This is a genomic window from Sphingobium phenoxybenzoativorans, from assembly GCF_001757355.1.
GTDB classification, from domain to species: domain Bacteria; phylum Pseudomonadota; class Alphaproteobacteria; order Sphingomonadales; family Sphingomonadaceae; genus Sphingobium; species Sphingobium phenoxybenzoativorans.
Map to the genome: position 1 here is coordinate 80,382 of NZ_MINO01000009.1, position 22,698 is coordinate 103,079.

22 protein-coding genes are annotated in these 22,698 nt (G+C 64.1%); 11 read left to right on the forward strand and 11 right to left on the reverse strand.

All coding sequences use genetic code 11. The features are described 5' to 3' along the window. Nucleotides 1–29: 29 nt before the first annotated feature. From BHQ40_RS07310 to BHQ40_RS07330, 5 genes are all read right to left on the reverse strand, one after another. Nucleotides 30–515 (reverse strand): SUF system Fe-S cluster assembly protein, encoded by a 486-nt coding sequence (locus tag BHQ40_RS07310; protein ID WP_070154370.1) that lies wholly within the window; start codon nt 513–515, stop codon nt 30–32. Continuing rightward, complete coding sequence (locus BHQ40_RS07315; RefSeq protein ID WP_083276755.1) at nt 512–1,798, reverse strand: cysteine desulfurase; 1,287 nt, start codon at nt 1,796–1,798, stop codon at nt 512–514. The genes BHQ40_RS07310 and BHQ40_RS07315 overlap by 4 nt, the downstream gene beginning before the upstream one ends. Nucleotides 1,799–1,928: 130 nt before the next feature. Continuing rightward, entirely contained in the window at nt 1,929–2,681 is a 753-nt protein-coding gene (locus BHQ40_RS07320) for a SufD family Fe-S cluster assembly protein (protein ID WP_070154372.1), read from the reverse strand. A gap of 133 nt (nt 2,682–2,814) precedes the next feature. Then, complete coding sequence (gene sufC, locus BHQ40_RS07325; protein WP_070154455.1) at nt 2,815–3,561, reverse strand: Fe-S cluster assembly ATPase SufC; 747 nt, start codon at nt 3,559–3,561, stop codon at nt 2,815–2,817. 5 nt (nt 3,562–3,566) lie between these two features. Continuing rightward, nucleotides 3,567–3,953, reverse strand: coding sequence for an endonuclease domain-containing protein (locus BHQ40_RS07330; RefSeq protein ID WP_354320951.1), 387 nt, complete (start codon nt 3,951–3,953; stop codon nt 3,567–3,569). A 209-nt stretch (nt 3,954–4,162) separates the two neighbouring features. Here BHQ40_RS07330 and BHQ40_RS07335 point away from each other — a divergent pair, with 209 nt between their 5' ends. After that, a complete protein-coding gene (locus tag BHQ40_RS07335) occupies nt 4,163–4,495 on the forward strand; it encodes an SMR family transporter (RefSeq protein ID WP_070154374.1) in 333 nt (110 codons plus the stop codon). Between the two features lie 26 nt (nt 4,496–4,521). On the opposite strand, the gene sufB is transcribed toward BHQ40_RS07335, so the two are convergent. From sufB to BHQ40_RS07350, 3 genes are all read right to left on the reverse strand, one after another. Continuing rightward, nucleotides 4,522–6,006 carry a Fe-S cluster assembly protein SufB gene (gene sufB, locus BHQ40_RS07340; RefSeq protein WP_070154380.1) on the reverse strand — a complete coding sequence of 495 codons (1,485 nt, stop codon included), beginning with the start codon at nt 6,004–6,006 and terminating at the stop codon, nt 4,522–4,524. Then, on the reverse strand, nt 6,003–6,479 hold the full coding sequence (locus BHQ40_RS07345; protein ID WP_070154382.1) for an RrF2 family transcriptional regulator: 477 nt from the start codon (nt 6,477–6,479) through the stop codon (nt 6,003–6,005). The genes sufB and BHQ40_RS07345 overlap by 4 nt, the downstream gene beginning before the upstream one ends. A gap of 112 nt (nt 6,480–6,591) precedes the next feature. Then, on the reverse strand, nt 6,592–7,470 hold the full coding sequence (locus BHQ40_RS07350; RefSeq protein ID WP_070154384.1) for a helix-turn-helix domain-containing protein: 879 nt from the start codon (nt 7,468–7,470) through the stop codon (nt 6,592–6,594). A 440-nt stretch (nt 7,471–7,910) separates the two neighbouring features. Between BHQ40_RS07350 and BHQ40_RS07355 the strand changes: the two genes are divergently transcribed. Further along, nucleotides 7,911–8,945 carry a quinone-dependent dihydroorotate dehydrogenase gene (locus tag BHQ40_RS07355; protein WP_070154386.1) on the forward strand — a complete coding sequence of 345 codons (1,035 nt, stop codon included), beginning with the start codon at nt 7,911–7,913 and terminating at the stop codon, nt 8,943–8,945. A gap of 51 nt (nt 8,946–8,996) precedes the next feature. Next, nucleotides 8,997–10,700, forward strand: coding sequence for a gamma-glutamyltransferase (gene ggt / locus BHQ40_RS07360; protein ID WP_070154388.1), 1,704 nt, complete (start codon nt 8,997–8,999; stop codon nt 10,698–10,700). 210 nt (nt 10,701–10,910) lie between these two features. Here the strand turns inward: ggt and BHQ40_RS07365 are convergent, their stop codons facing one another. Both BHQ40_RS07365 and ubiG read right to left on the reverse strand, forming a co-directional pair. Next, the gene (locus tag BHQ40_RS07365) at nt 10,911–11,507 is read right to left on the reverse strand and encodes a YdeI/OmpD-associated family protein (RefSeq protein WP_070154390.1); all 597 of its coding nucleotides are present in this window, start codon (nt 11,505–11,507) and stop codon (nt 10,911–10,913) included. Between the two features lie 3 nt (nt 11,508–11,510). Beyond that, on the reverse strand, nt 11,511–12,251 hold the full coding sequence (gene ubiG / locus BHQ40_RS07370) for a bifunctional 2-polyprenyl-6-hydroxyphenol methylase/3-demethylubiquinol 3-O-methyltransferase UbiG (RefSeq protein WP_070154459.1): 741 nt from the start codon (nt 12,249–12,251) through the stop codon (nt 11,511–11,513). Nucleotides 12,252–12,345: 94 nt separating this feature from the next. Between ubiG and BHQ40_RS07375 the strand changes: the two genes are divergently transcribed. Genes BHQ40_RS07375 through BHQ40_RS07385 form a run of 3 tightly spaced genes read left to right on the forward strand, consistent with a single transcriptional unit; the run spans nt 12,346 to nt 15,636 of the window. After that, nucleotides 12,346–13,599: an aspartate kinase gene (locus BHQ40_RS07375; RefSeq protein ID WP_070154392.1), complete on the forward strand. Its 1,254-nt coding sequence runs from the start codon at nt 12,346–12,348 to the stop codon at nt 13,597–13,599. A gap of 56 nt (nt 13,600–13,655) precedes the next feature. Further along, nucleotides 13,656–14,615, forward strand: a complete 960-nt coding sequence (locus tag BHQ40_RS07380; protein WP_070154394.1) for a hypothetical protein — start codon at nt 13,656–13,658, stop codon at nt 14,613–14,615. Nucleotides 14,616–14,628: 13 nt separating this feature from the next. Then, nucleotides 14,629–15,636, forward strand: a complete 1,008-nt coding sequence (locus BHQ40_RS07385; RefSeq protein WP_070154396.1) for an NAD(P)H-dependent flavin oxidoreductase — start codon at nt 14,629–14,631, stop codon at nt 15,634–15,636. Nucleotides 15,637–15,682: 46 nt separating this feature from the next. Here the strand turns inward: BHQ40_RS07385 and BHQ40_RS07390 are convergent, their stop codons facing one another. After that, the gene (locus tag BHQ40_RS07390) at nt 15,683–16,858 is read right to left on the reverse strand and encodes a pyridoxal phosphate-dependent aminotransferase (protein WP_070154398.1); all 1,176 of its coding nucleotides are present in this window, start codon (nt 16,856–16,858) and stop codon (nt 15,683–15,685) included. Between the two features lie 126 nt (nt 16,859–16,984). Between BHQ40_RS07390 and ptsP the strand changes: the two genes are divergently transcribed. The 5 genes from ptsP (at nt 16,985) to BHQ40_RS07415 (ending at nt 22,658) form a co-directional block, all read left to right on the forward strand. After that, nucleotides 16,985–19,258, forward strand: a complete 2,274-nt coding sequence (gene ptsP, locus BHQ40_RS07395; RefSeq protein ID WP_070154400.1) for a phosphoenolpyruvate--protein phosphotransferase — start codon at nt 16,985–16,987, stop codon at nt 19,256–19,258. Nucleotides 19,259–19,366: 108 nt separating this feature from the next. Continuing rightward, complete coding sequence (locus tag BHQ40_RS07400) at nt 19,367–20,176, forward strand: helix-turn-helix domain-containing protein (protein ID WP_070154403.1); 810 nt, start codon at nt 19,367–19,369, stop codon at nt 20,174–20,176. A 67-nt stretch (nt 20,177–20,243) separates the two neighbouring features. Further along, nucleotides 20,244–21,134 carry a tol-pal system YbgF family protein gene (locus BHQ40_RS07405; protein ID WP_070154405.1) on the forward strand — a complete coding sequence of 297 codons (891 nt, stop codon included), beginning with the start codon at nt 20,244–20,246 and terminating at the stop codon, nt 21,132–21,134. After that, complete coding sequence (gene tilS, locus BHQ40_RS07410; protein ID WP_070154407.1) at nt 21,115–22,089, forward strand: tRNA lysidine(34) synthetase TilS; 975 nt, start codon at nt 21,115–21,117, stop codon at nt 22,087–22,089. The genes BHQ40_RS07405 and tilS overlap by 20 nt, the downstream gene beginning before the upstream one ends. Before the next feature lie 38 nt (nt 22,090–22,127). Next, nucleotides 22,128–22,658 (forward strand): hypothetical protein, encoded by a 531-nt coding sequence (locus BHQ40_RS07415; RefSeq protein WP_070154409.1) that lies wholly within the window; start codon nt 22,128–22,130, stop codon nt 22,656–22,658. Nucleotides 22,659–22,698 lie beyond the last annotated feature (40 nt).

Below are 22,698 nucleotides of genomic sequence, written 5' to 3' on the forward strand. Positions count from 1 at the left end.
TCGTTCAAAGTACCACTTTGAACGAAATGCTAAAGCATCCCCAGTTCAAGCTTGGCTTCGTCGCTCATCTTCGCCGGATCCCATGGCGGGTCCCAGACGAGGTTGACCTCTACATCGCCGACGCCGGGGACCGCGCCCACGCGCAATTCCACCTCGGCGGGCATGGATTCCGCCACCGGGCAGTGCGGCGTCGTCAGCGTCATGGTGACGACCGCATGTCCGCCCTCGGTGATGTCCACGCCGTAGATCAGGCCCAGATCATATATGTTCACCGGGATTTCCGGGTCGAAAATTTCCTTCAGCGCATCGATCACGCCCTCATACACATCGCCGCCCGGTTCGCCTTGGGCCGCGGTCGCGGGCTTCTGGTTCAGGAAGCCGTCGAGATAATCGCGCTTGCGCTCCATCGTTTCCCTTGGTGTTTCGTGCGCCGTTTCCACGGCGTCGACGCGCGCCTTGGGCGGCGCTTCCACGCCGTCGACTTCCTCGACGATAATCTTGCTCTCTTCGTTCATCCGAAGATCTTCCTCACTCGCTCGATCCCGCGCACCAGCGCCGCGACATCGCTTTCATCACTGTAAATGCCAAAGCTCGCCCGCGCCGTCGCCTCGACGCCCAGATGCCGCATCAGCGGTTGCGCGCAATGATGCCCGGCGCGGATCGCCACGCCTTCCTCATCCAATATGGTGCCTGCATCGTGCGGATGCACCCCCTCGATCTCGAAAGACAGGATGCCGCACGAATCCTCCGGCCCGAACACGCGCACGGAGTTGAGCTTGTGCAACGCATCGCGCGCTTGCCCGACCAGCGCGCATTCATGGGCATGGATCGCATCCAGCCCGATCGCCTCGACATAATCGATGGCGGCGGCAAGGCCGACCACGCCCACGATATGCGGCGTGCCTGCCTCGAACCGGGTCGGGGCCGGCGCGTAGGTCGTCTTTTCGAACGTCACCTTGTCGATCATCGACCCGCCGCCCTGATAGGGGGGCATGGCGTCGAGGATGTCCTGCCGCGCCCACAGCACGCCGATGCCGGTGGGGCCATAAAGCTTGTGCGCGGAAAAGACGTAAAAGTCGCAGCCGAGCGCCGCCACATCCACGGCAAGGCGCGGAACCGCCTGGCACCCGTCGATCAGGATTTTCGCGCCAACGCCCTGCGCGATCTCCGCCGCGCGCCGGACATCCAGCGGCGACCCCAGCACGTTCGACACATGGGCCAGTGCGACCAGTCTGTGCGCTGGCGTGATAATCGCCGACATGGCGTCTAGGTCGATCTTGCCGTCCTGGGTCAGCGGCACGACATCGATCTGCGCGCCCGTCTTTTCCGCGATCAACTGCCAGGGCACGATATTGCTGTGATGCTCCAGCACGGAGAGCAGGATGCGGTCCCCGGCCTTCAGGTTCGCGCCGCCCCAGCTCTGCGCGACCAGGTTGATGCCTTCGGTCGCGCCGCGAACAAAGACGATCTCCCCATCCGACTGCGCATTGATGAAGCGCGCAACCTTCCGCCGCGCGGCCTCATAGGCCAGTGTCATGTTCGCCGACCGGGAATAGACGCCCCGATGCACGGTGGCGTAATCCGCGCCATAGGCCCGCGCGATCGCGTCGATCACGGCCTGCGGCTTCTGCGCGGTGGCGGCGGTGTCGAGATAATGCCAGTCGGCGATGCCAGGGAAGTCGGCGCGGTAGCTTATACCGTTCGGGCTGAGCTTGTCGAAGCCCTGCCCTTCCTTTGAAGAAAAGGACAGCCCTTCGACAGGCTCAGAGCGAACGGAGGATGTTGTCGGAACGGTCATGCCGCCGCCCCCAATCCGTCATCCCGGACTTGATCCGTGATCCATGAGCGCAAAGATTTCATGTCCATGCGGATCAGAGCCAATAGATCCCGAATCAAGTCCGGGATGACGGCTGTAAAAAAGGGTCTCTTCACGCCAACTTCTCCAGCCGCGCCAGCGCCGCCGTTTCCAGCGTCTCGCGCACGCTCTCATCCGCCACCGTGTCGAACACGCCCGCGATGAACGACCGCAGCAGCAACGTCTGCGCCACGGCCGGCTCCATCCCGCGCGAGGCCATGTAGAACAGGGCGGCCTTGTCCAGTTCGCCGACCGTCGCGCCATGCGCGCATTTCACATCGTCGGCGTAGATTTCCAGTTCCGGCTTCGCATTGGCGGTGGCCGTGCGGTCGAGCAGCATCGCCTTCACGGACTGCGCCGCGTCGGTCTTTTGCGCGTCGCGCGCGACGGCGATCTTGCCCAGATAGCTTCCCGTGGCGGTCTGGCCCAGGATCGACCGGATGGTCTGCACGCTGGTCGCATTGGGCTTGGCATGGGTGACGGTGGTGACGATCTCCAGCGTCTGGCTGCCCCCGCCGATGATCGCGCCGCCCAGCTCGAAATGCGCGCCGTCGCCCAGCGTGACGTCCAGCGTGACCCGGCCAAGCCGTCCGCCGCTGTTGAGGATATGGAAATGGCACGATGCGCCATCGGCGACCGTAATCACATAGTCGTGGATGGCGACGTCCGTATCGGCCGCATCCTGCAGCAGGTGATGATACGCGGTCTCACCCGGCGCCACGGCGATCTGCGTCGCGGGCGCAATGGGCCACACGCTCTTTACGGCGTCCAGGTCGCTATAGCGCCACGCCTCGTCGCGGCGGGTAGGGAGGGCGAGGCTATTCACTGCCCGTTACTCCCGTCATCCCGGACTTGATCCGGGATCCATGAGCGCAAGCGTCGCCCGCTCGAAGAGCGTCGAGCCAATAGATCCCGGATCAAGTCCGGGATGAAGATGTGGATTGTGGGCGAGGTAATGCTCACGCCGCCAGCACCTCGGCATAGCCTTCGCGTTCCAGCTCCAGCGCCAGTTCCGGCCCGCCGGACTTCACGATCCGCCCGCCGGCAAGCACATGCACGAAATCCGGCTGCACATAATCGAGCAGGCGCTGATAATGGGTGATCAGCAGCACGGCCTTGTCGGGCTTGCGCATGATCGCGTTGATGCCCGCGCCCACGGTCTTGAGCGCGTCGATGTCGAGGCCGCTGTCCGTCTCGTCGAGGATCGCGAGCTTCGGGTCGAGGATGCCCATCTGCACCATCTCGTTCCGCTTCTTCTCGCCGCCCGAAAAGCCGACATTCACCGGACGCTTCAGCATGTCCATGTCTAGGCCGAGCAGGCCTGCCTTCTCCTTGGCGATCTTGATGAACTCGCCGCCGGACAGCGCCGCCTCGCCCCGCGCCTTGCGCTGGCTGTTCAGGCTCTCGCGCAGGAATTGCAGGTTGGAAACGCCGGGAATCTCGACCGGATACTGAAAACCCAGGAACAGGCCGGCAGCGGCGCGTTCATGCGGGTCGAGTTCGAACAGATCCTGCCCGTCGAACGTCGCCGCTCCGCCGGTCACCTCATAACCGGGCCGCCCGCCCAGCGTATAGGCCAGCGTCGATTTGCCCGCGCCGTTCGGCCCCATGATCGCATGGATTTCGCCCGCATTGATGCTGAGCGTCAGGCCCTTGAGGATGGCCTTGCCGTCAATGGCGTTGGTGAGGTTGGTGATTTTGAGCATCGGATTCATTCTTCTTCGAGCCCCTCCCCTTCAGGGGAGGGGTTGGGGTGGGGGCCGTTCCAGCGGTCAGGCACTTCATTCAGCATGGCAAGCAAATGTGCGCACACGCCTTCGATATTATTCATGACATCAGCATTGCCGAACCGCACAATCCGATAGCCAAGCGCAACCAGCCGGCTGTCGCGGTCGGCATCCGAGTCCTCAAAATGCGTATCGCCGTCGATTTCGACGATCAGCGCCTTTTGCGGGCACAGGAAATCGACGATGGCCCCGCCAATGACCGACTGGCGCCGAAACTTATGTCCGCCCAGGTTCGACCCGGACAAGGCCCGCCATAAGCGCTTTTCGGGTTCTGTAGGGTTACGCCGCATTATATGGGCGCGATCATGCATGGTCGCGAGCTGTCGGACTGACACGCCCCACCCCCGGCCCCTCCCCTGAAGGGGAGGGGAGTTCAAGGATTGCCCCTTGTCGATCACACCATCGATCACCCCACGCATCCTTCCTGCGAAATGCAAAGCAGCTTGCCGCGCATCGGCACTTTGTTGCTGGGGCGGGCGCGTGTCACACCCTTGCTGCCAAAATCACAATGGAGAGAGCGATGGGCGGAATTACCGTAAATGGGGTGCTGTTGTTTTTGGGCGCGACGGTGTTGCAGATGATCGGCACGACCCTGCTGCCGGCGTCGCGCGGGCTGACCGTGCCGGTGCCCTCGGTGATCATGTTCCTGTGCTTTGGCATCGGGTTTGCGATCCTGGCGCGGTTGATCGCATCCGGCATGTCGCTCAGCATGCTGATCCCGCTCAACACGCTGGTCCTCACCATCGGGTCGATCGCCGTCAGCATATTGCTCTATAAGGAGAATGTGCCGCCGACCAAGCTGGCGTTGCTTGCCGGGTCGGGCGTCATGCTTGCGCTCGCCTCCCGCATTTAGGCCCGCATTTAGGGCTGTCTGGGGGATCATCCGACGGATCCCTCCAGCGAAATGCCGAGCAGCTTCTGCGCCTCGACGGCAAATTCCATCGGCAGTTGCTGCAGCACTTCCTTGGCGAAGCCGTTGACGATCAGGCTGACCGCGCTCTCCTGATCCAGCCCGCGCTGCATCGCGTAGAACAACTGATCATCGCTGATCTTCGATGTCGTCGCTTCATGCTCGATCTGCGCGCTGGGGTTCTTCACCTCGATATAGGGCACGGTATGCGCGCCGCACCGGTCGCCCAGCAGCAGGCTGTCGCACTGGGTGAAGTTGCGCACGCCCTCCGCTGATGCGGCCACGCGGACAAGGCCGCGATAGGTGTTGTTGCTGCGGCCCGCGCTGATCCCCTTCGACACGATGGTCGACCGCGATCCCTTGCCCAGATGGATCATCTTCGTGCCGGTGTCGGCCTGCTGCATATTGTTGGTGAGCGCGACCGAATAAAATTCGCCGACGCTGTTCTCGCCCGCCAGCACGCAGGAGGGATATTTCCAGGTGATCGCGCTGCCGGTCTCCACCTGGGTCCAGCTTATTTTGCTGTTCTTCCCCTGGCACAGCCCGCGCTTGGTCACGAAATTATAGATGCCGCCCTTGCCCTCGGCATCGCCCGGATACCAGTTCTGGACGGTCGAATATTTGATCTCCGCATCGTCCAGCGCGACCAACTCGACCACGGCGGCGTGCAACTGGTTCTCGTCGCGCATCGGCGCGGTGCAGCCCTCCAGATAGGAGACATAGCTGCCCTTGTCCGCGACGATCAGCGTCCGCTCAAACTGTCCCGTATTCTCGGCATTGATGCGGAAATAGGTGGAAAGCTCCATCGGGCAGCGCACGCCTTCCGGAATGTAGACGAAGGTACCGTCGGAAAAGACCGCGCAATTCAATGTGGCGAAATAATTGTCGTGCATCGGCACGACCTTGCCCAGCCACTTCTTCACCAGTTCGGGATATTCGCGCACCGCCTCGCTGATCGAACGGAAGATGACGCCCGCCTCCTCCAGTTCCTTGCGGAATGTGGTGGCGACGCTCACGCTGTCGAACACCGCGTCCACGGCGATCTTGCGGCTGCCCTTGACCCCGGCCAGCACTTCCTGCTCGGCGATGGGAATGCCCAGCTTCTGATAGGTCGCCAATATTTCCGGGTCGACCTCGTCCAGCGAATTCAGCTCGGCCTTCTTCTTCGGCTCGGCGTAATAATAGGCGTCCTGATAATCGATGGCCGGGACGTTGAGCTTCGCCCAGTCCGGCGCTTCCATCTTCTGCCACATGGCGAACGCCTTCAGCCGCCAGTCGAGCAGCCATTGCGGCTCCTTCTTCTTGGCGGAGATGAAGCGGACGGTATCCTCGGTCAGGCCCTTGGGCGCGAAATCCTGCTCGATCGCGGACGACCAGCCATGTTCGTAGACCGACGCGCGGTCGGCGGCTTCCTGCGCCTCGCGGTTGCGGAATGTGGTGCTGTCGTCGGTCATAGCGCTATCTGTTCTGCTGGCGTTTCGATTTCGCCCGCGCCGGTAAAGGATGGCGTCGGCGCGGCGGGCACGTCCCGCGAAAGGCTGGCGATCGTCACACTCGCCAGCGCGGCGCGGACTGCATGGTTTGCGGCGCTCATATGCGGGCGTACGCGGCAGTCCTGTTCCATATTGCAGTCATGCGCGCCATGGTCGCTGCAGGCGGTCATGGCGATCGGCCCTTCGACCGCTTCAACGACATCGGCCAGCGTGATGGCCGCCGGTGGACGGGAAAGCCGCACGCCGCCGCCCGTGCCCCGGCTCGATTCGAACAGGCCCGCCGCCGACAGCCGGCTCACCAGCTTCTGCGCCGTCGGCAAGGGGATGCCGGTTTCTGCGGCCAGCGTGGTCGCGTTCATCCGGGCGCCGCCGCAATGGCGCGCGGCAGCGGACATCAGCACCACGGCATAATCTGCGAAACTGGAAAGCTTCATGCCTTACTGCAAACCATTCTCAAATCGGATCGAATCAATCCGATTACGCATCTGGTCTCGAAGGCACGGAAAATCAAGACTGTTTACGGTGGCGCGGGGCCAAGCGGAGCTATCAGCTTATGCGGTTGATTTCCGCCACCGCGCCGATCATCGCGCGCCGCTGCAGGGTCAACCGGGCGACGGGCGAGGGGTCCGTCTTGAGCTGATGCGGGGTAAAGCCGATGAAATGCTTGATCTCGCGAATGAAGTGGGACTGGTCGTAAAAAGCGCCCTCCACCATCTCCATCCAGTCCTGATGGTCCAGCCCCAGCTCCGCCGCGCACCGCAGCGCGCGGAATTTGCGCGCCAGATATTTGGGCGGCGCGCCATAAAGCCGGTTGGCGAGGCGCGCGGCCTGACGCGACGACAGCCCGGTGGCCTCGAACAGCGCCTCCACGCGCGGTGACGCATCACCGGCCAGCCAGGCGTCGCATTGGGTGACGAAGGCGACATGGGACGGTGGCGGAGGCTTCAATTGCGCCGCCAGAAAGGTCCAGAGCATTTCCGCCGCCTGCGCCGGGTCGTCCATCTCGCGGAATGCGTGCAGCAGATTCTGCGGCTCCTCGCCAAAGAGATCCGCCATGTCCGCAACCCGGTCCGCCAGCAGATTGGCGTCCTTCAGCCCCAGGGCGATCCAGCCCAGCGGCAGGATCGATACGCCGAATGCCTGCAGCGGACCGTTCACGATCATCCGGGTCGCGCCCAGCGTGGTGCCCAGCAGGCAGCATTCCGGCGTTTGCGCCTTCGTCCCGTCCTGAAAATGATAATCGCCCATCCCGGCCATCATGAACCGGAACTGCGGAAAATCGGCGCGGGTGACGTCCGACACCAGCGGCTGGTCCGCCGTGAACAGATAGGACGGCCCAAAGCGGCTTTTCAGCGCCGCTGGCGGAGGGAAATAGGTAAGGTCGGTAAGACCAGCAGGGTTGGGATCAGGGAAATAATGCTGCATCGCCTAATATTTCCGAAAGGAAATGGCGTGTTGCTGCTCTGTGAAGACTTGAAAATTAACCATGTTTCCCAAGCGGAACATTGCGCGGCGTAATGAGGATTCGCAAGGTGTTCTGCCACTTTGCCGGGTTCGGCCGCGTAATTATCCGAAAACACATGAAAAAAAATGGCCCGGAGGGCATGGAGCCATCCGGGCCAAGTAAAAGGTCTCTTTAGTCGGGTGACCAAGAGCCCTTCGGGTCGCAGCAGCGCTCTACTGCAGGTGATTCTCACTTTTATTGGATGGATTCGACATTTGCGGCCAATGCGAACCGAAAATGTGCAGTGCAGCGAAGGATAGTTGCTTTTACGTGTCACTTCGGCACATGAGTTGGCGCTTTTGTGACAGAATCCAACGGTTTTGGTTCTAATTTTTCCCATCAAGCCGTCTGAAGGGACAGCATGGTTTACCCTTTTTTCCGCCCTCTGCTGTTTCTGCTGGATGCCGAGCGGGCGCACCGGCTGACGATTGCCGCGCTTAGGGCCATGCCGGCGGGTAATCCGGGGCCTGCGGACCCTGTTCTGGCGAGCCATGTGGCGGGCATCGATTTCCCCAATCCGGTGGGTCTGGCCGCCGGGTTCGACAAGGATGGCGAGGTCGCGCACAAGATGCATGCGCTGGGCTTCGGCTTCGCGGAACTTGGCACGCTGACCCCGCTTCCGCAGGCGGGCAATCCCAAGCCCCGGCTGTTCCGGCTGGTGGAGGACAGGGCGGTCATCAACCGCATGGGCTTTAACAATGGCGGGCAGGAAAGCGCGGCGCGCAGGCTGTCCGGCCTTGGCCGGCATGGCGGCGTCATCGGCGTCAATATCGGCGCGAACAAGGATTCCAGCGACAGGATCGCGGACTATGCCGCTGGCGTGCGCCGCATGTCGCCCTTTGCCGATTATCTGACGATCAACATTTCCTCGCCCAATACGCCGGGCCTGCGCGCTCTGCAGGACAAGGGCGCGCTGGATGATCTGCTTTCCGCCGTGATGACTGCGCGCGGGGATGATCGCACGCCCATCTTCCTGAAGGTCGCGCCGGATCTCGAGCCTGCCGATGTGGACGATATCGCCGCCCTTGGCATCGCGCACAGGCTGGATGCGCTGATCATATCGAACACCACCATATCCCGCCCCGCACTGCGCTCCGCCCATGCGGGCGAGACAGGCGGCCTGTCGGGCGATCCGCTTCGCGATCTGGCGCAGCAGCGGCTGCGCGATTTCCGTTCGGCCACGGGCGGCGCCATCCCCCTGATCGCGGCGGGCGGTATCGCCAATGCAGAGGATGCCTATGCCCGCATCAGGGCCGGGGCGGCGCTGGTCCAATTCTACAGCGCGATGGTCTATGAAGGCCCCTGGCTGGCGCGCAGGGTCAATGCGGGGCTGAAACGCCTTCTGGCGCGGGATGGCTTCGCCAATGTGGCGCAGGCTGTCGGCGCGGATGCTTAGCATCTGCAACAAAAAGGTTGCGGGAGGAAACCCGGTCGATAGTCTTGCGGGATGATATCCCGCACCCTCGCTTTCGTCGCCTTTGCCCTGTCCGCATCCTTCCTTCCTCCGGCGGTGTCCGCGCGGGAGCCGGACGTCGCGTCCGCCGGGGTCGTATCGTCCGCTGATCCGCGCGCAGCCGCCGCCGGGCAGGAGATATTGCGCAAGGGCGGCAACGCCACCGACGCGGCCCTGGCCATGATGATCGCGTTGACGGTGGTGGAACCGCATAATAGCGGCATTGGCGGCGGCGGCTTCCTGCTCCACCATGGCGGCAAGACGGGCGTGCTCGACACGATCGACGGGCGGGAAGCCGCGCCTGCGGCGGCGACGCCCGACCGCTTCATGGGACCGGATGGAAAGCCGCTCCCTTTCATTCAGGCATGGCCGGGCGGATATTCGGTCGGGGTGCCGGGCAATCTGCGCCTCGCGGCCATGGCGCATGAAAAATGGGGCAAGCTTCCCTGGGCCGACCTGTTCGGTCCGGCCATCCGTCTGGCGGAGGACGGTTTTGAAGTCAGGCAGCGGCTCTACACTGCGTTGAAGGCGGTCGAGCCAATCTGGAAGGACTTCCCCGAAATCCAGAAGATGTATTGGAAGGATGGCGCGCCGGTTCCCATCGGGACGATCCTGCGCAATCCGCCGCTGGCCGCGTTGTTCAGGCGCATCGCGGCCGAGGGGCCGGATGCCTTCTATCTGGGTGAAAACGCCAGGGCGATCAGCGCGGCGGTGACCAACGCGCCCAAAAACCCCGTGCCGCTGACGGAGGCTGACCTTGCCGCCTACCGGGCGAAGGAGCGGCCCGCCATCTGCGGCCATTACCGCGCTTATACGATCTGCGGCATGGGGCCTCCATCGTCTGGCGCCGTGACGGTGCTGGAAGTGCTTGGCATGGTCGAGCGTTTCGACCTCAAAAAATGGGGCAAGGACAATCCGCTGTCCTGGCATGTGATTGGGGAGGCGATGCAGCTCGCCTATGCCGACCGCGAAAAATATCTGGGCGACCCCGATTTCGTGAAGATGCCGATCGCGGGCATGATCGACCCGGCCTATCTGGCGCGGCGCTCACGGCTCATCTCGCTGACCAAAACGCTGCCTTCCTATGAGGCGGGCACGCCTCCGGGGGCGGAGCCGCGCACCGCCGCGATCTCGTCCGAAGTGGCGGGGACCAGCCATTTCGTCGCGATCGATCATGATGGCGACATCGTGTCGATGACCTCCACGATCGAAAGCTTCTTCGGCAGCCAGCTTGTCGCCAACGGCTTCAGCCTGAACAATGAACTGACCGATTTCACCTTCGCGCCGGAAAAGGACGGCGCGCCGGTCGCCAACCGTGTGGAGGCGGGCAAGCGTCCGCTGTCGTCCATGTCCCCGGTCATTGTCTATGACGCGGCGGGCAAGCCGATCTTCACGGTTGGCGCGGCGGGCGGAAAGACAATCATCATGCAGGTCGCCAAGGCGCTGATCGCCCATTTCGACTGGGGGATATCGGCGCAGGATTCGATCGCGATGGGGCTGATCTTCTTCAACAAGGATGGGCTGGTGCTTGAACAGGGCACCAATCTGGAGCCGATGAAACCGGCGCTGGAAAAGCTGGGCCATACGGTCAGCGTGGCGAAGATGGGCTTGAAGGCCAATGCCGCGGAACGCCTGCCCGATGGCAAATGGATCGGCGCTGCCGATCCGCGCAGCCCCGGCGTGTCGCTGCAGGAGTGAGCTTCGGCAGGAGCAACCCGCATCGATACAGCGTGCTCCTGCGAAAGCAGGAGCCCAGTTCCACCGTCCGATCTGGGCTCCTGCTTTCGCCGGAGCACACTACTTCCACAGGAGCACGCCACTTTCGCGAGAGAGCGTCCCCGGCAAGCTACTCTCAACTCCTTCCGCCACGCTCCAATCGAACGGCGCTGCAGCCCTAAACCCGCACCCTCACCGGTATTTCCAGTTCCGGTCCTTGCCCTCGGCGATCCATCCTACCGCCTCGGCGATGCGTTTTCCCCGCGTCTCCGCGCGCTTGGCGTCCCCGATCCATTCGGCATAGTCGCGTATCTTCCCCGGTGAAAACTCCGCCCAGACCTTCGCCGCCGCCGGATTGGCGTCAATCGCCGCCTGCAATTCAGGCGGCACCGGCAATGCGGGGCGGGGGGCCTTGCGCTGCATCCGCGTGGCTACCGTGCCTGCATCGATCAGCGCCATCGCCTTGAGGATCAGGCCGGTCAGCATGGCGTCGTCCGGCAAATCCTCCGGCGCGGCGATCCTGCCGAACTGCCCCATGCCGGACCCTTCCGCCTTCGGTCCCATAAGGTCGCCGCCATGCCACAGGCCAAAGGACATATGCTCTTTGAACGCCGCCATCTGGCAGAGATTCTTCCCCTTGTAGGTGAAGAAGGGCATGCCCCATTTGACGGCCTCGACCGTATCCGGGCACACGGCATGCACCAGCGCGCGCAGATGGCTGAGCATGGGCCGGGCAAAGGCCGCCTGCCGCGCGATATAGGCGTCGATGCGCGGATCGGCGGTCGGCATGGCTTACTCCTTCGGCGCGTGGACGACCGTCATCAGATAGTTGAGCGCCTGATTCTCCGACAGGATAAACCCCTTGGCCGGGCTGAAGGACAGGCCGGCCGTCTCCGTCACGACCAGTCCGGCCTCGGCCAGCAGCGCCTCCAGCTCCTCCGGCTTCAGGAAACGGCTCCAGTCATGCGTGCCCTTCGGAATCTGGCCCAGCCCCTCGCCGATGGTGATCATCGCAAAGCGGGACAGGTTTGTCCTGTTGGGCGTTGAAAGGATCATGAGGCCGCCGGGCGCCAGCGCCTTTGCAAGCCCGCGAACGAACAGCGCGGGATCGGTGACATGCTCGATCACCTCCATGCTGGTCACCAGATCGAACGCGCCGGCGTCGAGAGATTCGATCCCGGTGGCGCGATAGTCGATCGTCAGGCCCATCTGCCCGGCATGGGCCTGCGCCGCGGCGATATTCTCCGGCGCAGCGTCGATGCCCATGGCCTGCGCACCCATGCGGGCCAGCGGTTCGGTCAGCAATCCCGCGCCGCAGCCGACGTCCAGCGCCCGCTTGCCTTCCAGCGGCCGCATCGTCCGGTTGCCGGTTCCCCAATGCGCATCGATGGCCGCGCGGACATGGCGCAGGCGGACGGGGTTCAGCTTGTGCAGCATCGCGCTGCTGCCCTTCGGGTCCCACCATTCCGCCGCCAGCGTCCCGAAATGCGCAGCTTCACGCGGATCGATAGTGGTATTTGCGTTGCTTGCCATCATGGTCCTTGCTGACTATAGGGACGCCGCTCTTTGAACAGGGCGGGGCCTTTTCCCGACATAGTGTTACGAAAATTCAGGGCTTACAGCAATTATGGCGCGCATCGTGATGAAGTTTGGCGGCACCTCCATGGCGGGCATGGAGCGGATTCGCAACGTCGCGGCGCGCGTGAAACATGTCGTGTCGCAGGGCAATGAAGTGGCCGTCGTCGTCTCCGCCATGGCGGGTGAGACCGACCGGCTGGTCGGCTTCTGCAAGGAAGCCTCGCCGCTTTACGACGCCGCCGAATATGATGTCGTCGTCGCTTCGGGCGAACAAGTGACGAGCGGCCTCCTCGCCATGACGCTGAAGGCCATGGGCGTTGAAGCGCGGAGCTGGCTCGGCTGGCAGCTTCCCATTCGCACGGTGGAGGCGCATGCCAAGGCGCGCGTATCGACCATCGAGACCGACGACCTGCTGGCCGCGATGGCGAGCGGGCAGGTAGCGGTCATCCCCGGCTTTCAGGGCATGATGGACGATGGCCGCGTCTCGACGCTCGGCCGTGGGGGGTCCGACACTTCGGCGGTCGCGGTGGCGGCGGCGATCAAGGCGGACCGCTGCGACATCTACACCGATGTCGATGGCGTCTACACGACCGATCCCCGCATCGTCGCCCGCGCCCGCAAGCTTGATCTCGTTACCTATGAGGAAATGCTGGAGCTGGCCTCGGTCGGCGCCAAGGTGCTCCAGACCCGATCCGTCGGCCTCGCCATGAAGGAAGGCGTGCGCGTTCAGGTGCTCTCCTCCTTCGACGACCCCACCCAGGAAGACCTGCCCGGCACGCTGATCGTCAGCGAAGAAGAAATTGAGGACAGCAAGATGGAACGTCAGCTCATCACCGGCATCGCCCATGACAAGAATGAGGCGAAGATCATCGTGACCCGCGTGCCCGACAAGCCGGGCGCGGTGGCCAGCATCTTCGGCCCGCTCGCGGACGCTGCGATCAACGTCGACATGATCATCCAGAATGACAGCAAGGATTCGGAGGAGACGGACGTCACCTTCACCGTGCCGCGCGCCGACCTCGCGCGCAGTGTCGACATATTGGAGGCGCTCAAGGAAACGATCGGCTTCCGCCGGATCATCACTGATGCGGAGGTCGCCAAGATCAGCGTCGTGGGCGTCGGCATGCGCAGCCATGCGGGCGTCGCGGCCACGATGTTCAAGACGCTGGCCGATCGCGGCATCAACATCGAAGCGATCTCGACCAGCGAAATCAAAGTCAGCGTTCTCATCGACGAGGATGAGACGGAATTGGCTGTCCGAGTATTGCACACTGCCTATGGACTCGACGCGCCAGCGGCTTGACCTGCACGCTATTTCGCTAGACTGCCGAAATCCTCTTGTGGAGGGGAGGATTCATCATGCGTAATCTATCGATTGTGTCTGCATTATTTCTGGCGACTTTGCCTGTTCTTGCTCAGGCGCAGGACGTGGCGGTTCCGCCGGTCAAACTGTCCAAGCCCAATTCCTATGGCTTGAAAGGCGTCAAGATCGCTGTCTTGTCCTATTCGATCAACTTCGTCACGGCGCAGCGGGCGTCCGCCAATGCCAGCATCGGCACGAAGGCGCGCGCGGGCGCAAGCCTGGGCGGTGTGGATGAGGCGGTGATGCGGCGTCTGGCCAATGAGGCGCATGCGGATTTGAAGGCGCAGCTCGCCGCTGCGAACATCCCCCTGATCGACGACGCGACCGTGACGGACACTGCGCGGACGGCGGGGGTTGTCCTCATCCCTGGCAATATTGAGGAAAATCGCGACGGTGGTATGGTCATCGGGTCGGGCGTCAAGAAAGCCTATGTCAGCGTGGGCGCCGACGCCGCGCCGCTCACTGACTTGTATCAGGCGGCGGGCAAGGTCAGCGGCTTCGGCATGCTCGCCAATTTCGGCAAGGGCAACAAGCTCAGCAAACCGGCGCTGGCGATGGACGCGGCCTTCGTCTCACCTTCGCTCACCATCGACTTTGCCGACGCTGACGCAAAGACCAGCCGGACGCTGGCGGGGGCGAAGCGCGCAAGCGTCGATATCGACACCCAGTTCGCGATCCGCCTGCCGTCTCCCGTCAATATTCAGGTCGGCCAGGCGGCGGGGATCGCCGCGCCCAGCACGATGATGCTGGCCAAGGATGTGGTCATTGATGCGCCCTTCACGGCGTCCGGCGGCGTATCCTCCATGTCGACCGCTGGCGATTATGGCGCGTGGAACCCGTCCGAAAGCGGCGCCATTGCTGTCGACCTGCCACGCTGGACTGCGCTGGTGCAAAGCGCCTATCGCGCCTACAACGCCGCCATTGTCGCCAATCTGGCCGCCGTCCGCGGCCAATAAAATAGGAAATCGCATGACCAAGCTTACGTCCCTCATGGCCAGAGGCGTCGAATTTCTCGGCTGCGAGACGGCGATCCTCTGCGGGGCGATGAGCTGGGTCAGCGAACGCAATCTGGTCTCCGCCATCTCCAATGCGGGCGGTTTCGGCGTCATCGCCTGCGGTGCGATGACGCCCGACCTGCTGGATGCGGAGATCATCGCGACCAAGGCGCTGACGGATAAGCCGTTCGGCGTGAACCTGATCACCATGCACCCGTTGCTGTTCGATCTGATAGAGGTGTGCGCGCGTCATGATGTCGGCCATGTGGTTCTCGCCGGCGGATTGCCGCCCAAGGGCAGCATTGAGGCGATCAAGCAGAGCGGCGCGAAGCTGATCTGCTTCGCGCCCGCGCTGGCGCTGGCGAAGAAGCTTGCGCGGTCGGGCGTCGACGCGCTGGTGGTGGAGGGCATGGAGGCGGGCGGCCATATCGGCCCGGTCGCGACCAGCGTGCTGGCCCAGGAAATCCTGCCCGAAATGGCGGAGCAGCTTCCGGTGTTCGTCGCTGGCGGCATTGGCCGGGGCGAAGCGATCGCCGCCTATCTGGAAATGGGGGCGTCGGGCGTGCAGCTTGGCACGCGCTTCGTATGCGCCAATGAATCCATTGCGCACCCCAATTTCAAGAAGGCGTTTCTGCGCGCATCGGCCCGTGATGCTGTCGCCAGCGTCCAGATCGACCCACGCCTGCCGGTCATCCCGGTGCGCGCATTGAAAAATGCCGGCACGGAGAATTTCACCGCCAAGCAGCGGGAGGTCGCCAACCTTCTGGACAGCGGCGCTGTCGACATGACCGAGGCGCAGCTTCAGATCGAACATTATTGGGCGGGCGCGCTCCGCCGCGCCGTTATTGATGGCGATGTGGACGGCGGCTCGCTGATGGCCGGTCAGTCCGTCGGCATGGTCACGAAGGAAGAACCGGTCACGGAAATCATCGCGACCCTCATGAAAGAGGCCGCGGCCGCCCTGGAGCGGCGCGCGGCCTGATCTTTCCGCTCTGGCGTCCCGGCATGAACCGGGACGCCCGAAACGCTTATGCCGTCAGGATCTTGTCCAGCGCGGCGCAGAATTTCTGCATGTCTTCCTTCGACCCTACGCTGACGCGCGACACCGACGGATAGATATCCCATGCGCGGCCGATCTGGACGTTTTCGGCCAGGAAGGCGTTCTGCATCTTCTTGGTGTGCTTTTCGTCGGGCGACAGCTTCTTCCAGTCGATCATGAACATGTTCGCTTCAGAGCCGGGGATGTAGGCGATCTTGCGCTTCTTGAGATGGGCGAGCGTTTCCTCGCGCACCGCAATCATTTCCGCGCGGCGCGCCTTGATCAGGTCCGCCTGCGTTATGCTGGCGGTGCCGCAAGCCACGGCCGTCACCGAAAGGTCGGGCGCCCGGTCGTACATCATCAGCTTCTTCTGCAGGTCCGGGTGGCCGATGGTGAGGCCGAGGCGCATGCCGGCCATGCCGAACAGCTTGGAGAAGGTGCGCAGGATCAGCACGTCGTCGCGCGTCACGGCGAGCTTCACTGCCGACGGCGCTTCGGAGAAGTGCAGATAGGCTTCGTCGACGACGACGACCGAACCGGCGGGCTTGTTGGCGACCAGCCATTCCACGTCGGCCAGCGGCGTGACCGTGCCCGTCGGGTTGTTCGGCGTGCAGATGTAGAAGAAGCTGGCGGTCGGATCGGCGGCCAGCATCGCCTTTACGTCATGGCGATAATCGGCGGTCAGCGGCACCTTGCTCAGCTTGGTCTTGGTGGCGGCGGCCATGCCCCACACGGTTTCGAACGTGGGATCGCCGGTTACGACGCCGCGCTCAGGCGAACAGAAGGCGAGCACCGTGCGGGCCAGCGGCGGGCCGGAACCCGCCCATGCCAGAATGCGGTCCACCGGAACATTCTCCACCTTCGACACCGCGTCCATCAGGGCGGTGTAGGCTTCGGCGGTATTGTAGCGGTTGCCCTCGGCGACGATGGCTGCGCCGGCCTGCGCGCCCGGAGCCAGCGGCCCGGTCCAGCATTCGTTCGCGCCGATGCGCGTTCCGCCGATCAGCGCCTTTGCGGCCTGGCTCTGCGCCTGCGCAGGGTTGGAAAACTGGCTCAGCACGGCGCCCGCGCCCAGCAAGGCCCCGATCCGTCCCAACTGGCGGCGGGAATAACCACGGGCGAGCAGATCGTCGCGGGCTTCTTCGGTCAATACGGCAATACTCATATCCACGTCCCCTCGGTCATAACCAATATGGCTGAATAGTCTTAACGAGCGGGGCGGCGGATCCCGCCACCAATATGGCTGTTATCCCCATTGGAAAGCGCAGCGCCTTTCTGTTAGCGATGCGCTATGTCCACCTCTCCCGCCATCGCAGCCCGCAAGATATTGAATCGTCTGCACGAGCTTATGGCGTCGCGGTTCGCTGCACAACAGAAGCTCAACAAGGTGGTCGAGATCATCGGCGAGGAATTGTCGAGCGAGGTTTGCTCCATCTATCTGCTGCGCGAGGGCGTGCTGGAACTGTTCGCGACGCGCGGTCTGAAGCAGGAGGCCGTGCATGTCGCGAAGCTCGCCATGGGGCAGGGGCTGGTCGGCACCATCGCCGCCAATGTCGAGACGCTGAACCTGGATGAAGCGGCGACGCATCCTGACTTCGCCTATATTCCGGAGACGGGCGAGGAACTGTTCCACAGCTTCGCCGGCGTGCCGATCGTCCGGCGGCAGCAGTCGGTCGGGGTGCTGTGCGTGCAGCATGTGGAGCCGCGCCGGTACGAAGAAATCGAGATAGAGGCGCTGCAGACGGTCGCCATGGTTCTGGCGGAGCTGATCGCCAATGCGGGCCTGGCCGATGAAAATCCGCTCGACGGCCGCGTATTGGAAACCGGGTCGAATATCCTGTCCGGCCTGCCCATCGTCATGGGCATGGCGCGCGGCCATGCCGTGTTTCACCAGCCGCGCATCACCATCGAGCATACAGTGGCGGAGGATGTGGAGGCGGAGCGGCAGCGCGTCTATTCCGCCTTCGCCAAGATGCGCGAGCAGATTGAGCGCATGGCGGGCGCGTCCGAATTTGGCGGCGACGGCGAGCATCAGGAGGTGCTCGAAACCTACAAGATGTTCGCCTATGACGAGGGTTGGGCGCGCCGGATCAACGAAGCGATCGACAGCGGTCTGACAGCCGAAGCGGCGATCGAGCGTGTGCAGCAGCGCACCCGCATGCGCATGCGCCAGATTGACGATCCCTTGCTTCAGGACCGCATGCACGATCTTGAGGATCTGGCGAACCGCCTCCTGCGCATCGTGTCGGGCCAGCTTGGCACGGCGGCGCAACTCGGTTTGCGGCAGGACGCCATTCTGATCGCGCGCAACCTGGGGCCTGCCGAATTGCTGGAATATGACCGGCGGCGGCTGAAGGGCGTGATCCTGGAGGAAGGATCGCTGACCGCGCATGTCACCATCGTTGCGCGGGCGATGGGCGTGCCGGTGCTTGGCCGCATCCGCGATATCCGGCGTCTGGTGAATGAGGGCGAGCCGATCCTCATGGACGTCACCGAAAACCGCCTGTTCGTGCGCCCGACCCCGGATATGGAGGAGGCGTTCGAGAATAAGCTGGCTCTGACGCAGAAACGCCGCGCTGCCTTCGCCGCGATGCGGGACCTGCCGTCCGTGACGAAGGACGGCACCCGGATCGAGCTGATGGTGAATGCCGGGCTGCGCGACGACGCCTCGGCGCTCGACCTGGTGGGTGCGGACGGCATCGGCCTGTTCCGTACGGAGTTCCAGTTCCTTGTGTCCGCCACCCTGCCGCAGCGGGAAAGGCAGCAGCGCCTGTATAAAGAGGTGCTGGACGCGGCGGGCGATCATCCGGTCATCTTCCGCACGGTCGATATCGGCGGCGACAAGGCGCTGCCCTATATGCGGCAGGATGAGGACGCCATAGAGGATAATCCGGCGATGGGCTGGCGCGCGCTGCGGCTGGCGCTGGATCGCGATGGCCTGATGAAGGCGCAGGCCCGCGCCTTGCTGGAGGCTGCGGCGGGCAAGACCCTCTATGTCATGTTCCCGCTGATTTCGGAGCCTTGGGAATTTGACGATGCTAAAGCGCTGATCGAACGGCAGCGCGAATGGCTCGCCGGTCAGCGCAAGAAACTGCCCAACGCCATCCGCTACGGCGCGATGCTGGAGGTGCCCGCGCTTGCCGAGGTGCTGGACATCCTGCTGCCCAAGCTCGATTTCCTGTCCGTGGGCACGAACGACCTGACGCAATTCCTGTTCGCGGCGGACCGGGCGCATCCCAAACTCGCCGAACGCTATGACTGGCTGTCGATCGCGATCTTGCGCTTCCTGTCGCGGATTCAGAAGGCGTGCGTCCAATATGAAGTGCCCGTCGGCATTTGCGGGGAGATGGGCGGGCGCACGCTGGAGGCGATGGCGCTTATCGGCCTGGGCATTCGCCGCCTGTCGATCACGCCCGCCTCGGTGGGACCTGTGAAGGCGATGATCCGCACTCTCGAACTCGAACCGCTGCAGAAGGAAATGCAGCGATTGCTGACCGATGGCACCGCCAATGCGCGGCAGGCGCTGGAAAATTGGGCGAATGAGCGACAGATAGACCTTAGTTAGCGATGGGCTGTTGATGCTCATGATTTCACCGGCAGGGGCGTTGACAGGATGTGCTTGTGAGTGAAACAAGGCGGTCGGTCGCACGGGCGGCTCCCTGGGGTACGGGGCATGGCTGAAAAAAAAGAAACAAAAGATCAGGGTACGCTGGACATGGACAGGCCGGGCGACAAGTTGCGCCGGGGCCGCGAGGCGCTTGGGCTTTCGCTGCAGGAGGTGGCGACCCGGACCCGCGTGCCGATCAGGCAGCTTGAGGTGCTTGAACGCAACGAATTTACATCCTTGCCGGGCATTCCCTATGCCGTCGGCTTTGCGCGCGCCTATGCCCGCGCGGTCGATATGGATGAGGTCGCGATAGCGTCCGACGTCCGCGCCGAACTTGGATCGGACATGCAGGCGGCGCGCTATGAGGCGTTTCAGCCCGCCGACCCCGCACGGGTGCCCTCACGCGCCCTGGCCTGGACCGCTGGCCTCATCGCCCTGCTGCTGATGGTTGGATATGGCGTGTGGCGGACGCAGCTTTACACGCCTCAGGCTGATGTGCAGGCGGCGGCGGAGGCTCCGCCTCCCGCCGCATCGGGCGCTGTCCGGCCGGCGGCGGCGCGGCAGGCCCCGGCGGACGGTCCGGTCGTTCTGACGGCCACCGACACCATCTGGCTGCGCATCTACGATCAGGCCGGCGAGCGGTTGCTGGAAAAGCAGATGGAAAAGGGTGAGAGCTTCACCGTTCCGCCCAACGCCAATAATCCGATGATCCTGACGGGCAGGCCGGACGCACTGGCCGTGACCGTGGGCGGCCGTCCGGTGCCGCCTCTGGGCACGGCGGTAAAGACGATTTCGGATTTCCCGATCAGCGCCGCCGCGCTGCTGGCGCGCCCGCCCGTTCCGCCAAAACCGGCCGTTTCCTCGCCCGCTCCGTAAAGGCGCGCTTTACGTGATGACGAAAGCCATTATGGTTAGCGGCCGATCTTCGAGCAGAAGGATTTCCATGCGCCACGCCGTTCTCGCCGTTTCTACCCTGTCGCTGATGCTGCCGATCGCATCCGCCGCGACCGCGCAGTCCGTGCCTATCGAAACGCGCGTGGACAGGCTTGAGAAGGAAGTGCGGGCGGTACAGCGTAAGGTGTTCCCCGGCGGGGCGCCGATAGAGCCGGAGATCACCCGGCAACCGGCCGCGCCGGCGCAGATCGGCACGCCTGCGTCCACGCCCTTGTCCGACCTGATGGCCCGCGTCGATGCGCTGGAGGGGCAGCTCGCGTCCCTCACCGGCCAGACCGAACAGAACGCCTACAAGATCAAGCAGCTTGAGGACGCCTTCGCGAAATATAAGGCGGATATGGCGGCCGCCACGGCATCCACGGTTTCGCCGCCGCCGCTTGCCGCCACGCCCGCCAATGCGTCGGCTCCTCCGAAGGTGACTCCCACGCCTGCCGCCAGCGATGCGCGCAGAAATGCCGTCGCGGTGGTGGAACGGCCGGAAACCGGCGATGCGGCTGGTGACGCCTATACCTATGGCTTCCGCTTGTGGGACGCCAAATTCTACCCGGAGGCGCAGGCCCAGTTGAAATCCGCGCTGGACAAATATGCTTCGTCGGGGTTCGCCAGCCGTATCTCGAACCTGCTCGGCCGCGCCTATCTGGACGATGGAAAGCCCGCGCTCGCCTCGGTCGCTTTCTATGAGAATTATCAGAAGCGCCCGAAGGGCGACCGCGCCGCCGACAGCCTCACCTGGCTTGGCGAGGCGCTGATCCAGCTCAAGAAACCCGCCGATGCCTGCAAGGTCTATAGCCAGCTTGAACAGGATTATGGATCGACCCTGTCCGCCACGCTTCGCGGCATGATGGAAAAGGGCAGGACCCGTGCGAAATGCGGCGCCTGACGCCGCTGCCGGACGTTTCAGGGACGAGGTAGAGGGGCTTTCCAGCACTGCTGCCGATGCGCGATACGGCATTGCCGTATCCGGCGGGCCGGACAGCATGGCGCTGCTCCTTCTGGCGGCGCGGGCATTTCCCGGCCGGGTGGAGGCGGCGACCGTGGATCACGGCTTGCGCGCCGCGTCCCGTGAAGAAGCATCCATGGTGGCGGACTGGTGCGGGGCGCAGGGCATTCCGCACAGCATCCTGACGCCTGATGTTCCGATCACGGGCAGCCTGCAGGCCAGCGCCCGCGCGGCCCGCTATGCCCTGCTGGACCGATGGAGGGTGGACAGGCGCATCGACTGGCTGATGACCGCCCACCATGCCGATGATCAGCTTGAAACCATCCTGATGCGGCTTAATCGCGGCGCGGGCGTCGCTGGTCTGGCGGGGGTGCGGCGGCGCAATGGCGCGGTCCTGCGCCCCTTGCTCGGCTGGCGGAAGGCGGAACTGATCGCCCTGGCGCATGACGCTGGCCTCCCCTTTGTCGAGGACCCAAGCAATAGCGACGCCCGGTTCGACCGCGCCAATATGCGCCGCCACCTGGCCGGCGCCGATTGGCTCGATCCCGTCGCCGCGGCGAAAAGCGCCGCCGCGCTTGCGGAATCGGAGGAGGCGCTGAACTGGATGGTCAGCGAACTTGCCGCCCGCCATATCGTGAAGGATGGCGACGCCATCATCCTGCAATCCACCGATTTCCCGCGAGAGGTGCAGCGCAGGCTGGTCCTTCGCATGGTCGCGGAGGCTGGCGGCATGGCGCAGCCGCCGCGCGGCGACACGCTGGACGATGCGCTGGCGCGTCTGGAACAGGGGGGCAAGGCAAGCCTTGGCGACTGGCTGCTTTCAGGTGGCTCCCGCTGGTCTCTCCGCCCTGCGCCGCCGCGCCGGGGCGGCTCCGTCGCTATGGATGACGAATAGCGGTTGAGACCCGGAGTCCCCTTGGGCATAAACGTCTGATGCGTTTCCCGATTACCGCTTCGCTCATCACGCTTGCGCTTGCCGCATGCGTTCCAGCCTCCAAACCGGTGGAAGCGCCGCCGCCTCCGCCCGCTGCGCCCCCGGCGCCGCCGCCCGCGCCGGAACCCACCGGCGACTGGCAGGAGCGGCCGCTGACGCCGGGCGACTGGAGCTATCGCGTTGAGCAGGGCGGGTCCGTGGCGCTGTTCGGTCCCCCGGCGAACGAGGCGGCGCTGACGGTGCGGTGCGATCTGGGCGGCCGCCGGATTCTGTTCTCCCGCCCCGGAACCGTTCCGGCATCGGGCGGCGGCATGACCGTGCGCACCACCTTTGGCGCTGTGCAATGGCCTGCGTCGAACGACGGCGCTTCGGTGCCGCATGTCATTGCGGCGCGGTCCGCCGGGGACGCCGCGCTTGACCAGATCGCCTTCAGCCGCGGCCGCTTCGCCATAGAAACGTCCGGCCTGCCGACGCTGGTGCTGCCTTCCTGGCCGGAGGTGGCGCGTGTGATCGAGGATTGCCGCGGCTGACGGAACTCTCCCCTGGCTCCTGCCGTTCCTATGGACGGAG

Excerpts from the sequence above, each read along its gene's own strand:
- BHQ40_RS07310 (WP_070154370.1), bottom strand. The coding sequence starts at position 515 with ATGAACGAAGAGAGCAAGATTATCGTCGAGGAAGTCGACGGCGTGGAA.
- BHQ40_RS07315 (WP_083276755.1), bottom strand. The coding sequence starts at position 1,798 with ATGACCGTTCCGACAACATCCTCCGTTCGCTCTGAGCCTGTCGAAGGG.
- sufC (WP_070154455.1), bottom strand. The coding sequence starts at position 3,561 with ATGCTCAAAATCACCAACCTCACCAACGCCATTGACGGCAAGGCCATC.
- BHQ40_RS07330 (WP_354320951.1), bottom strand. The coding sequence starts at position 3,953 with ATGCATGATCGCGCCCATATAATGCGGCGTAACCCTACAGAACCCGAA.
- BHQ40_RS07335 (WP_070154374.1), top strand. The coding sequence starts at position 4,163 with ATGGGCGGAATTACCGTAAATGGGGTGCTGTTGTTTTTGGGCGCGACG.
- sufB (WP_070154380.1), bottom strand. The coding sequence starts at position 6,006 with ATGACCGACGACAGCACCACATTCCGCAACCGCGAGGCGCAGGAAGCC.
- BHQ40_RS07345 (WP_070154382.1), bottom strand. The coding sequence starts at position 6,479 with ATGAAGCTTTCCAGTTTCGCAGATTATGCCGTGGTGCTGATGTCCGCT.
- BHQ40_RS07350 (WP_070154384.1), bottom strand. The coding sequence starts at position 7,470 with ATGCAGCATTATTTCCCTGATCCCAACCCTGCTGGTCTTACCGACCTT.
- BHQ40_RS07355 (WP_070154386.1), top strand. The coding sequence starts at position 7,911 with ATGGTTTACCCTTTTTTCCGCCCTCTGCTGTTTCTGCTGGATGCCGAG.
- ggt (WP_070154388.1), top strand. The coding sequence starts at position 8,997 with ATGATATCCCGCACCCTCGCTTTCGTCGCCTTTGCCCTGTCCGCATCC.
- BHQ40_RS07365 (WP_070154390.1), bottom strand. The coding sequence starts at position 11,507 with ATGCCGACCGCCGATCCGCGCATCGACGCCTATATCGCGCGGCAGGCG.
- ubiG (WP_070154459.1), bottom strand. The coding sequence starts at position 12,251 with ATGGCAAGCAACGCAAATACCACTATCGATCCGCGTGAAGCTGCGCAT.
- BHQ40_RS07375 (WP_070154392.1), top strand. The coding sequence starts at position 12,346 with ATGGCGCGCATCGTGATGAAGTTTGGCGGCACCTCCATGGCGGGCATG.
- BHQ40_RS07380 (WP_070154394.1), top strand. The coding sequence starts at position 13,656 with ATGCGTAATCTATCGATTGTGTCTGCATTATTTCTGGCGACTTTGCCT.
- BHQ40_RS07385 (WP_070154396.1), top strand. The coding sequence starts at position 14,629 with ATGACCAAGCTTACGTCCCTCATGGCCAGAGGCGTCGAATTTCTCGGC.
- BHQ40_RS07390 (WP_070154398.1), bottom strand. The coding sequence starts at position 16,858 with ATGAGTATTGCCGTATTGACCGAAGAAGCCCGCGACGATCTGCTCGCC.
- ptsP (WP_070154400.1), top strand. The coding sequence starts at position 16,985 with ATGTCCACCTCTCCCGCCATCGCAGCCCGCAAGATATTGAATCGTCTG.
- BHQ40_RS07400 (WP_070154403.1), top strand. The coding sequence starts at position 19,367 with ATGGCTGAAAAAAAAGAAACAAAAGATCAGGGTACGCTGGACATGGAC.
- BHQ40_RS07405 (WP_070154405.1), top strand. The coding sequence starts at position 20,244 with ATGCGCCACGCCGTTCTCGCCGTTTCTACCCTGTCGCTGATGCTGCCG.
- BHQ40_RS07415 (WP_070154409.1), top strand. The coding sequence starts at position 22,128 with ATGCGTTTCCCGATTACCGCTTCGCTCATCACGCTTGCGCTTGCCGCA.